This is a genomic window from Alteromonas sp. AMM-1, from assembly GCF_047290655.1.
Classification (GTDB): domain Bacteria; phylum Pseudomonadota; class Gammaproteobacteria; order Enterobacterales; family Alteromonadaceae; genus Alteromonas; species Alteromonas mangrovi.
In genome coordinates this window covers 57,273-68,110 of record NZ_JBLBUE010000010.1, presented here as the reverse complement: position 1 = coordinate 68,110, position 10,838 = coordinate 57,273, and the positions used below count along the sequence as shown (strand labels likewise).

Genomic DNA, 10,838 nt, shown 5'->3' with positions numbered 1-10,838 from the left:
GGGAACCCCTCCAGAGATTGATGAATGGTGCCGACTGCCGGAATCGAACTGGCGACCTACTGATTACAAGTCAGTTGCTCTACCAACTGAGCTAAGTCGGCTCCTCATCAAGTGGGTGCGAATTCTAGAGTAATGAATCACTCGGTGCAATAGTCTTTTGCGAAAATTTTTCTTTTTTTTGTCTAAGTGGTCATTTATTTACCAACTCGACGTTTAATTGAGCAATCTCAATCAAAAGAAGCATTTTCAGCATAGCGGGCTAGGCCGTCTATCACCAAATTCGCGGCGCTGAGGTTACCACTCCCCTCGGCACTTGTCAGCAGATTTTTATCACCACCGGTGCAAATGACTAAATATTCATCAAATTGTTCAGCTAAATACCGCTTGGCAGCAATTACCGCCCCCTGCACCGCAGCCAGACAGCCCATAGCAACGCATTCTTCCGTGTCTGTACCAGCCAAAAGCTGTTTGGGCACATTTTTATCCTGAGTGACACGTTTTGTTGCACTAACCAATGCATTTTTCATCGTTTGATAGCCAGGCAGGATCCAACCGCCTAAATGTTGACCATCTGCCACAAAATCAACGGTTATTGCAGTTCCGGCGTCGATAACCGCAAACGGTAAATTGGTTCTGCCTGCCGCGCCCACCATTGCTAACCAGCGATCCACGCCCATTTTTTGTGGATTCTTATAACTGTTTTTAATGCCAAAGGCCTGCTGAGGTGTAGCAATAACATGCAAAGTGATATTGCGGGCCGAACAAAACGCGGTAAGCGCCTGCTCGGCCTCCTGATTAGCTACATTAGATAAATACACCTGCTCGACGTCGGTGTGAGCAAGTCGCTCCAATAGCAATTCAACGGTACCCGCTATTTCGATGTCGTCACTGGCATCAGATAACCAGCGATATTTAATACAGGTATTCCCTGTATCCACCAACAACACCTTGTTAGCCTGCACGCAAACTTACCTCGCCACCGTGAAAACGGGTTATACCGTCGCTGGTTTCCAGTAACAGCGCACCACTGGCGTCAATGCCCCGGTTAATACCGCTGATACGTTTATTACCAGCTTTAATGACTACCGTGCGGTCGGCAAACCAATCCAGTTCCTGCCAGTCTGAGACAAACGGCTCGAAGCCCCGCTGTGTAAATGCGGGCAACAAGGTCCACAATTGTTCGATTATCCGCGCAGCTACGTCGTTGCGGTTGATTTCGGCCCCTAACACCTGACTCATATCTATGTGTGGCTGACCTACATCGAATTCGTTTTCGGGCACGGTTACGTTAAGTCCAATCCCGATGATACTGTCGGCTGGGGCACCCAATTGCCCTTCCACTTCAATCAATACGCCTGCGAGTTTTTTCCCATATAAATACACATCGTTTGGCCATTTGAGGCGCGCATCGTCCAGTCCGCAATCCTTTAGCGCCTGACACACTGCAATGCCCACCAGCAAAGACAGCCCGGCCATACTCTGGTAACCGTCGTTAAATCGCCAGTACATCGACATAGTGAGACTACCACCAACCGGTGCCAGCCACTGACGACCATGACGTCCCCGGCCTGCCGTCTGAATTTCAGCCAGGATCACATCACCATTAGCTCGGGGAGTGGAACCCTCCTTCAGCTCCGTATTAGTAGACTCGATAACCTGGGCAACGCGCACCTTGCCTTTGAGTGGCATGTGGATCCGCTGTGTTATTTGGGCTTCGTCTAACAAAATGAGCGGTCGGTTTAACTTGTAACCCTTTCCTTTTACTTTGAACACATCCAGCCCCCAGCCCGTTAGCTGGGTAATATGGCCAGCAATGGCCGTGCGCGACAACCCAAGTGTTTGCGCCAGCGTTTCACCAGAGTGAAATTCACCGTCGGCCAAGGTGCTCAACAAGGTTTGCCGGACTTCACGTGCTTTGGGTTTCATAGTGTCACCAATCCTGTTTTTCCTACCAGTCTGACTTCAGGCTCGAGCTGAACACCAAACCGGGTGTAAACGGTGTCGATAATTTCCCGGGCAAACGCCACAACGGCAAGGCCAGACGTTGCAGACTGATTCACCAGTACCAGAGGTTGATGCTGATAACTGCATACGCCGTCCCGGCACTGCCCTTTAAATCCCGCATTATCAATTAACCAGGCTGCAGGCACCTTCACGTTAGCGGCATCTACCTCAAAGCCCGGTACAGTGCCGTAGCGCCCACATAATTCAGTATAGTGTTGTTTGCTGATCACCGGATTTTTAAAGAAGCTCCCGGCATTACCCAGTAATTTAGGATCGGGTAATTTGCGCTGTCTCACCGCAATTACGGTGTTAAAAATGTCCTTAGCGGTGGGGTTAATCAGTGCGTCCAGTTCAGCATAACGGGTGATAGGCACAGCATTATGCGGCAGAAAAAAGTGCACGTGGGTGACAATCCATTTGTTGTGCTCCGGCCGTTTAAAAACGCTGTCGCGGTAACCAAATTCACATGCCTGCTGAGACAAACTGAACTGCTCACCGGTATCCAGTACCACCACATCTACCTTTTCTATGCGCTCACCCACTTCAAGGCCATAGGCACCGATATTCTGGATAGGGGCCGCGCCCACTGAACCGGGAATGAGTGCCAGATTTTCAAGGCCATGCCAACCTTGCTCAACGGTGTAAGTCACGAGATCATGCCAATTTTCACCACCACCTACAGTGAGACGCACACCCTCTTCATCGTGCTGAACATCGATGCCCTTAATGTCATTCACCAGAACCAGGCCTTCGAAATCGTCTATAAAGATACTGTTACTGCCGCCACCCAGTATGTACACCGGCATATCGGTGCGGTAGGCGGCCAGCAGTGACGCTACTGATGTGAAGGACTCTAGCTGTTTACAATGACTTGGAAGTGCAAACGTATGTCGGTGAGTAAGTTCTGGCATAGGAAAAAGTATGAATATTACAGGCCGGTAGTATGCCCTAATGGCCGGGGTCATGGCTAGCCGATCGGATAGCCAATCGGATTGCCGAACGGATTGCCGAACGGATTGCCGAACGGCCAGCCATCAGATTTGTCTGATAACTGGCTCGTCTTACTGATGGTGTTAATCCAACACGATGATTACGCCTGCCTCACTAAAGAATCCGCTTTCATTGAGTGCTTCAATACGTTGGGCGTACTCGGTTGCCAGTACAATTTCGGTACGGGTATCACCGTAAGTACGCAGAGCTTTAACCAGCAATGGGCGACTACCTACCACCGGATGTTGCACAGCAAAGTCTACGTCGCGGGCAAACAACGACACCAGTTGGCCCCGCTCCAATAACCGGTCGCTCTTTTCTGCAGTGGAGTCAGGATACACAATACCACCGCGAAGCTGACGAATTTTAGGGCTTAACGAAGGAATAAAGTTACTGCCCCGCGCATCCACTACCAGTCCGGTTGGCTGTGTATCAGGTTTAATCGCAGGCGTTGCATCCTGACGTCTCTGAGTGGCAAGTTCCTGCTCAAGCACGGCTAACCGGCCTTTTACTTTTTCCACTTCCACCAGCCAGGGGGCTTTCTCCAAAGGCACATCATCCTGGGCGTAGGCTTTGGGCACTATCGCCAGTGCCAGCCACTCGAGTGGTTGCTTAACCCAGCTTTGCAGCCCTGCGGGCTTGTACAGTTCGTTGTATACGGCTTTTGATGCCGGGCCGCCCAGATTGATTGCCATTTCTATTTTACAGCTTCCATCTGGTGCCGGGGTCCGACTCAGTATGCGGGCATTGCGGATCACACCCTCAACCTGACTCTTTACCTCATCATTATTGAGCATGTAATTATCGATCACCGTTGTTGCGGTTACCCGCACGCCCTGGGTAGCCTCAAGCAGGTTGCGCTGGGCATCAACCACCGCTGCGCGACACGCCAGTAACGGCCCCGCATTACCCACCGCATTGGCTGGAGGCAATCCGTATCCTTCCGCCGCAATTTGCCCGGTGGTCCAGTTTACTTTACCGCCCGCGGCCGTCCATTCTTCGTAATGCGCATTTGCAGCCAATCCTGAAAAACCGGGTAGCATCAATGCCAGCGCTATACATACCTTTTTCATTATTCTGTCCTTATTTTGCCCAGTAAATTGGATGTGGTTGCTTTTGGATCCCAGGCGTTACCCGTAGCATCAATCTCATAGCTGGATGCATTTTGGATGTGGAAAGGGAAGTTGTTGCGAATCGTGCAATCGTTAATTTTAAGTTTGGCAAAATCACTCACCACCACACCTGATGTGTTACTCCCGTCCAGCAAACAGTGACGCAGGGTAACATTGGCTTCGCCTTCAATCATAACAGCAGTAAATTTACTGCCTATTATCTCAATGGCTTCCAGAAGCGGCTGACCAGATTTAATGGCAATGCCGATACCGCCATTGAACATTTGCACACCACTGATTTGAGTGGCTTTGTTATTTTCCAGGATCAGATACGGTGCACGGCGCTCAGCGTCGGCAACCGGGCCAATCCTGATAGCCTGTTTAAGCCCCCAAAAGTACGCCTCTCCGCGGATAGTAATGGTTGCCTGTGGATCAAATTGCAGTTCAACGCCCGGCTCTACATAGATTTCACTGTCCTGGGAAAACACAACCTGACCTTTAACCTGATAGGGACTAAAGGTTTTGGTGAGTGCCATTACACCGGTATATTCGCCCTGTAACGGACCGCTCAAATACGTTTGCTGACCCACTTCTTTGATATAGGTGGTGAGCGTGATGGATTTGGTATCACTGCTATTACCAGCCCGGTCTGCGGCAACTACTTTATATTCATTCAGACTAAAGGCTTCGGTTGTGATTGCCAGGTTGGCGAAACTGTCGGGGCCGGAATACACCACAGACTTTTCGCCATCTACCATGCGAAACACTGTGAATGTCTGCGCATCGTCCTCTGCTTGCCAGGACAGCTTTAATGTTGTTTCTGTTTGGCTGCCAACCAGATTTTTCACGGCGCCGGGCGGTGTATTATCAAAATTCACTAATCCGGCAATACTCAGCATGGTAGACGTGTTGCCATCTTTTCCTTGCAGGATACCGGTTACTGGCACACGCACCTGATTCCAGTCTGGTTGCACGGGAATTTTTGTAATGTACACGCCGGGCTCTACTTCTTTTAGCTGCACCCGCGCCACATTGCCAAGCTCTGCAAACGCCTGCAAGCCGGGCTCACCCTTCACACCTACTTCAAGCACATCAGAATAACGCAACCATTGTCCGGCCTGATCATGGATGACCGACTCGATAACAGGCCCGGCGTTACCGGCATAAGCTGAAGGCTGAGGGAAATCGAACGCCACTTTGCGGCCCAGTTCATCCGCAGCAGCCAGCAGGTTTTCATCATCCAGATTCATTGCAGCAATAGCGGCGTTTAACAACAATCCCCAGGCCGTCGTGGATACCCCACCAGCCCGTTGCGTCACTTCGTGTTCGCCGCTCCATACCACCTCGCCTTTGGTGTTATACAGCGACAACGCAACTTCCAGCCGAATTTCCGAATAGATACCTGCGAAAAACCGCTCAAAATCGACGACTTCGCCTACCAGAACACCTTCTACCCCCAGATAGGAAGCCATTTTAGTGTAGTCGACCGGGCCAGATGGCAGTCGCTTATCTACTTCAGCCGGGTGCATTAACGAAAAATTTCGCCCTGCCAGTTGACTGTTAATTACCTGGCGTAGCAAAGGCGCAGCAACCTTTTCTTCGGTGGTGTTGCTAAAAGGCAGAATGGCAATACTGCCAGGAATCTCCTGTTTATCGCCACTATTACCTGTATTGTTTTCAATAGAGCTGGACGCCGAGCGCTGAGGCTGACCTATCGAAATAGAATCCTTGGTACTCACAGTACAACCGGCAAGGGTGATCATCACCGCACCACACATCAGGCGCGTTAACAGCTTATTCATGATTCAGGTTCTCCTTGTGAAGTACCACTTTCAGACTGATACAGTGAGTCGTCGGGTGGGAACAGACCGTTGCCCGGGGAACGCTGGCCTGTATTTTTTGCGGGTGCCTGGCTGCCTTGCAGTAACCAGTGTTGTCGTAATTGTTGAGTCAACCCATTCACTTCAAACAACAAATTGTTCAGCAACGCCTGGGTTTCGGGTAATTCACTCACTGTCGGCTCAATATTACTGGCGATCTTATCGATACTTTTAATCAGGGCGCTGGATTGTTCCGCAACGTCAGTAAAGGCCCCCATATTGTCGGCCAGCGTTGCCTGCCCGCTTTGCAGCGTAGATTCCATTACCTTCATGGTTTGCTGCATTTGCGCCAGTACCGCGGGTAACTGCTGACTGGCGGCATTCATACTTTCAGTGAGGGTGGCAACGTTTTCCAGGCTGCGCGTCAGGTTATCCTGATTGCTGCTCACATTACTCACTATAGCATCAAGGTTAATCAGTATATCGGCCACTTTTTGCGACAACGCCTGAATATCCCATTCTTCCATAAGGGCTTTGAGCGATTTGGGTTCCGAGGCACTGAGAATCGCGCCATCCTGAAGCGGTGCGCCCTTTCCCGGAATAAACGCAATGCCGGCACCGGATAGCACATTATCGATATCGAGGGTGGAATCTATTTTAAGTTGGCTGCCTTCGGTATATAGCGCCTGATATTCCGTCTGCATCATCAGGGTAAGCGCCACATCACCTTTAGCAGTCAGGCCAATCGATTCAATGCGGCCAACATTTACCCCATTTAATCTCACCGGTGAGCCTTTGCTGAGCCCATAGGAAGAAGACAATATCGCACCAAACGACAACTGCTTGCCCTGCCCCTGTCGGGTATCTTCGAAAAATAGCCAGCCTGCCAGAACCAGGGCAATCACCACAAACAGGCCAAGCACAGTATCCTGTGCCCGGGAAGAGAGTGATTGTGATGGCGCGAAACTCATTGTATCGGCTCCAGTTTTCCCCCGGCTATCGCCAGGGTGCGATCCGCAAAGTCGGTTCTATCACCCACCGTAGTGGTCATCAGTACGGAATACCCGTGTGCTTGTTGCTCAGCAAGTAGCACATTCAGCATATTTTCCCGCATATCGAACGACATTCCACTTTGCACTTCATCCAATAATACCAGTTTGGGGCGAAACACCATTGCCCGCAACAAATTCATCAAACGGGTTTGTACATCGTTGAGCTGATGAGGCTCTTGTTGCAACAACGCCTTAACTTGTAATGCGTCAGCCAGCGGCGCTATGCGCTCCGCAATAGCCATTTCAGACATATCCGTGTGATACAGCAAGGGAAACGCAATATTATTATAGTTGGTAAAAATACTGAGTAAGCCACCGGCTTCAAAACCCATGCACGTTGCGCCAAACCGCGCTTGCTCGGTCATGTCTTTGAGCGCCATGCCATCCACCACTACATTACCACTGTCGGGGGAAAGCAACCCTGCTGCCAGCCTGAGTAAACTTGACCCCCCATCCAGCACACCGGTTTGCACGCAGACAATTTCCGAGGGTTTTAACTGCAGATTCAAATCCTGAAAAATAGGCCTTCCGTCAAACGCCAGGTCAATACTGTCCAGCTTCAGCCGCATCATAAGTACACCAGATACGACAGCCCAATGTTCAGTACAAAAAAGGCAAACAACTGAAAGGTATTGGAGTTTGAAATGGCACGAGAGACATCGGTAAAGCGATCTTCTACATGATAACCGAAATACAGGCTGGCCAGCCCAATCAGGCAACCACCCACCATGGCTTTGGTCATGCTCACCACCACCTCAACCACCGTTAATTGCTGCAACAGCGCCCGTATGTAATCGATTAAGGTGATCCCGCCATCGTGGTATAGCTCTATCATAGCAAATGACGTTAACACGCAAATCATATTGAAGTAGAAGAACATCAGCAGCAGTGAAACAGGAAACGCAAAAAACACCGGCAATAAAAACACCAGCGCCGGGCTCATGTGAACTGCCGACAAGGCATCGAACTGTCGGTACAACTGCATTTGTCCTACTTCTGCGGTAACGGCAGAGGCAGACCTGGCGATGAGAATGATGCCTGAAATCAATGGGCCTATTTCGCGATTGACCACGATATTAAAAAACTGTGCGTAATAATCAATAAACTGGGTATTGTTGGGGATCACCGCGTAGGCTTTCGACATAACAAAAATACCCAGTAACATGGCTATGATGGTATTAATCGAGGCTGCCCTCAGCCCGGAGTTGTATAGCTGCCGTTTAAACAGCAACCAAAAAATCCGGCGCCGTTGAGGCTTGAGCAGTTGCGGACAAGTATTAAGTGCTAACCCCAGTAATCCGATTATGCCAATCAATACATTGCCTGAACGTCTGGCTCCGCCGCCAATTTTACTGAGCATGAGGGATTTCCGCTGGGGTTTCCCGAGGGGTTTCCCTATGGGGTACCCGGGGGGGTACCCGAAGGGTTTCCTGACGCCACTGGCGAACTTGCTGTGCTTTTTGAGTTTCGCCAAGTTGACTCAATATCAATGACGACCGGGCTGCGAGCTTCTCTGCCTGTTGCAGTTTATTATCCTGCGCGGCCAATTGGGCCAGCACAAAATACGTATCAGCCATATTGTGCTTTGCATTGTATCGCTCAAACAGGCTCAGTGCCTTTTCCAGTGCCGCTTGATGTTTAAAGTGTTTGCCGCTCACATAACACTGCATCGCCAGCGGTTCACTTTGCTGACTTACCTGCAAACAATCTTCCAGTCGCGCGGCCAGCAATTGCTGATAATAGTCATTGTTGTCTGGCAGCAATACTGTTGCGCGCTGATGATAAGCCTCATCGCGGGTAAGAAAATACAGGGCCATATTAGCCTGAGCCTGATCAACCACATTGTTCTGAATGATCGCCACGTCCAGATAATTGCTGCAATCTTCTGTGCCACCGGCAGTGGCAACACTGCGCTGACACAATCGCCAGAGCGCGTCGGACAGTAAGTCAAAATCGCCGTTGTCAAATGCGTTACTGGCAATGGCGCGCATGGCATAAGGCGAAAAAGCGGGATCTGCCGACAATTCGGCAAATGACTGGGCTGGCGTGGGGGGCGGTGGTGCACTGGCACAACCACCTAATACAGCCAGCAGGCACAACACACTATATCTTTTGATAGCCTGCTTCATAACTCAACCTCACCATGCGTGTCAGGGTATGCAGGTTATCTTCGGTATTGACATAGCGATTCAGCAAACGGTTTATTTCTTCCGGTGTCATATGCTGCTGCATAAATTCAATACTTTTGCGCAGCGGCTTTAATTCATTGGTAGATAACTGAATTTCCAGTAAATCCACGAAGTCATCGTAATCGCCTTTAAGAAACAACTTGCGGCAGCGACGCATAAAGTTCCAGTCAGAAAATTTACGCAGATACTTCGACATCACTGTACCGAGCGCAAATGCCAGCGCCATGGCCAGCAGATCAAATAATTTATCGAGTGTCAGCTCTTCCAGTTGCTGGGCTTTTTCACTTACCGATGCATTCGAAATAGCGCGTATCACTTCAATACGTTTTGCGGCGGTGGGACTGAGCGGATTGATTTCCAACGCCTGCATATACACCTGCTCTGCCAACGTCATCTGCTTATTTTCGTAAAGCGCGTCACCATACAAAATCAATAACATATCATTGCCCGGAAACTGCTTATTCGCATTTTCCAGCAGGGCGATGGCGTTTTCAATTTCGCCTTTATCGATGAGTATCTGCGCTTGCACAATGGCTACTTTGGGCGATGACGGCTGCTGTGCATTTGCCACTGCTGGCAAGCACAGCACACACATTAGTAACCACGCAGCAAGCCGTTTTATCACCTGGCCACCACAATCATTACTTCAGCATTGCCCAACGCTTTTAACAGGGTTTGCTGTGATTTGAGTAGTGCTACCGCTTGATCAGAAATCACCAAATCGGAATTGCGCGACTTATAAATACCTTCCGCCGGAATAATTAATGGCTTCACGGCAATTCGGGAATTGCGTACGGCATCACCTACGTCAAAATCGTAAGAAACCGGTCTGCGGCTGATATTACCGTCTGCTAAATCGTCAGAATTAGGATAAATAATGTCGCCGTTCTTGTTGCGGATACGTGGAATGGTTGCCAGCTCAAAAGCGCCCACCTGACTGGCATCAATCAGCACGCCAGTAAAATTGCTGTTGCTTTCATAGAATTCAATTTGTTGTTCTAATTGCGCGATCACCTGCTGCTGTGGCTGGGCACGCAGCATTTGCGTAATATTTTTTACCAGTTCCAGTTGATTGGGGTTGTCGATTACCAACACCTGCTGAGTACTGTCACTGGCCATTGCTTGTGGAAACAACGTTAATGCTGGCAGGCGAATGTTAGACGTGCTGGCCAGCACCCAGTCAACCGGCGCCTGATACCAGGCTGTTGCGCCCATACCAGCCTTTGCCGCTTGTGGCGCTATCATCTGAATAAAGCGCCCGTCCATCGACATCGTCATAGTCACGGTGGCAATGTCATTCTGGTAATGATCCGCGGTCATCGCCGCGCCCTTGATCATGGCTTCCAGACTGGTTTTTACCGTATCGCTTTGCGTCACCATTTGCTCAACAACGGTTTCAGACGTTACGCGCACGCCACGTACCATTTCGGCCAGGTTTCGATAAGCATCCAACTGCGCGGCTCTTCGAGCCAGTAAACGCTGTTTAACCAGCGGCACATCATCAGGCGCAACCCCATAACCATAAGCGGAAATCACCCCGGTAGACCAGTTGATTTGACCGCCCGCCTGCTGCTGTACCACGTCGTCGGCACTGGCTGAGCCTAATAATAAACTACTGCATAAGGTCAGTAGTGTAAGAACGGTAGTTGAAGACTTTTTCATAAGGTTGAC

At 50.0% G+C, this 10,838-nt stretch carries 11 protein-coding genes and 1 tRNA gene; all 12 read right to left on the bottom strand.

The genetic code is table 11. The annotated features are described in order from the left end of the window. Positions 1 to 25: 25 nt before the first annotated feature. A tRNA-Thr gene (locus tag ACLR2L_RS03955) sits at positions 26 to 101 on the bottom strand. A 126-nt stretch (positions 102 to 227) separates the two neighbouring features. Further along, positions 228 to 962: a type III pantothenate kinase gene (locus ACLR2L_RS03950; protein ID WP_140958073.1), complete on the bottom strand. Its 735-nt coding sequence runs from the start codon at positions 960 to 962 to the stop codon at positions 228 to 230. Further along, the gene (gene birA / locus ACLR2L_RS03945) at positions 952 to 1,926 is read right to left on the bottom strand and encodes a bifunctional biotin--[acetyl-CoA-carboxylase] ligase/biotin operon repressor BirA (protein ID WP_413365884.1); all 975 of its coding nucleotides are present in this window, start codon (positions 1,924 to 1,926) and stop codon (positions 952 to 954) included. Before birA ends, ACLR2L_RS03950 begins: the two co-directional genes overlap by 11 nt. Further along, positions 1,923 to 2,915 carry a UDP-N-acetylmuramate dehydrogenase gene (gene murB / locus ACLR2L_RS03940; RefSeq protein WP_413365882.1) on the bottom strand — a complete coding sequence of 331 codons (993 nt, stop codon included), beginning with the start codon at positions 2,913 to 2,915 and terminating at the stop codon, positions 1,923 to 1,925. The genes birA and murB overlap by 4 nt, the downstream gene beginning before the upstream one ends. A 162-nt stretch (positions 2,916 to 3,077) precedes the next feature. Beyond that, positions 3,078 to 4,067, bottom strand: a complete 990-nt coding sequence (locus ACLR2L_RS03935) for an LPP20 family lipoprotein (RefSeq protein WP_140958078.1) — start codon at positions 4,065 to 4,067, stop codon at positions 3,078 to 3,080. Next, the gene (locus ACLR2L_RS03930) at positions 4,067 to 5,908 is read right to left on the bottom strand and encodes a right-handed parallel beta-helix repeat-containing protein (protein ID WP_140958080.1); all 1,842 of its coding nucleotides are present in this window, start codon (positions 5,906 to 5,908) and stop codon (positions 4,067 to 4,069) included. Before ACLR2L_RS03930 ends, ACLR2L_RS03935 begins: the two co-directional genes overlap by 1 nt. Beyond that, a complete protein-coding gene (locus ACLR2L_RS03925) occupies positions 5,905 to 6,897 on the bottom strand; it encodes an MlaD family protein (protein WP_413365879.1) in 993 nt (330 codons plus the stop codon). Before ACLR2L_RS03925 ends, ACLR2L_RS03930 begins: the two co-directional genes overlap by 4 nt. Next, complete coding sequence (locus ACLR2L_RS03920; protein WP_140958084.1) at positions 6,894 to 7,550, bottom strand: ATP-binding cassette domain-containing protein; 657 nt, start codon at positions 7,548 to 7,550, stop codon at positions 6,894 to 6,896. Before ACLR2L_RS03920 ends, ACLR2L_RS03925 begins: the two co-directional genes overlap by 4 nt. Next, positions 7,547 to 8,338, bottom strand: a complete 792-nt coding sequence (locus ACLR2L_RS03915; RefSeq protein ID WP_140958085.1) for an MlaE family ABC transporter permease — start codon at positions 8,336 to 8,338, stop codon at positions 7,547 to 7,549. The genes ACLR2L_RS03920 and ACLR2L_RS03915 overlap by 4 nt, the downstream gene beginning before the upstream one ends. After that, complete coding sequence (locus ACLR2L_RS03910) at positions 8,328 to 9,107, bottom strand: hypothetical protein (RefSeq protein WP_413365876.1); 780 nt, start codon at positions 9,105 to 9,107, stop codon at positions 8,328 to 8,330. Before ACLR2L_RS03910 ends, ACLR2L_RS03915 begins: the two co-directional genes overlap by 11 nt. Further along, complete coding sequence (locus ACLR2L_RS03905; protein ID WP_413365874.1) at positions 9,082 to 9,792, bottom strand: tetratricopeptide repeat protein; 711 nt, start codon at positions 9,790 to 9,792, stop codon at positions 9,082 to 9,084. The genes ACLR2L_RS03910 and ACLR2L_RS03905 overlap by 26 nt, the downstream gene beginning before the upstream one ends. Then, the gene (locus ACLR2L_RS03900) at positions 9,789 to 10,829 is read right to left on the bottom strand and encodes an LPP20 family lipoprotein (protein ID WP_140958091.1); all 1,041 of its coding nucleotides are present in this window, start codon (positions 10,827 to 10,829) and stop codon (positions 9,789 to 9,791) included. Before ACLR2L_RS03900 ends, ACLR2L_RS03905 begins: the two co-directional genes overlap by 4 nt. Positions 10,830 to 10,838: the final 9 nt, after the last annotated feature.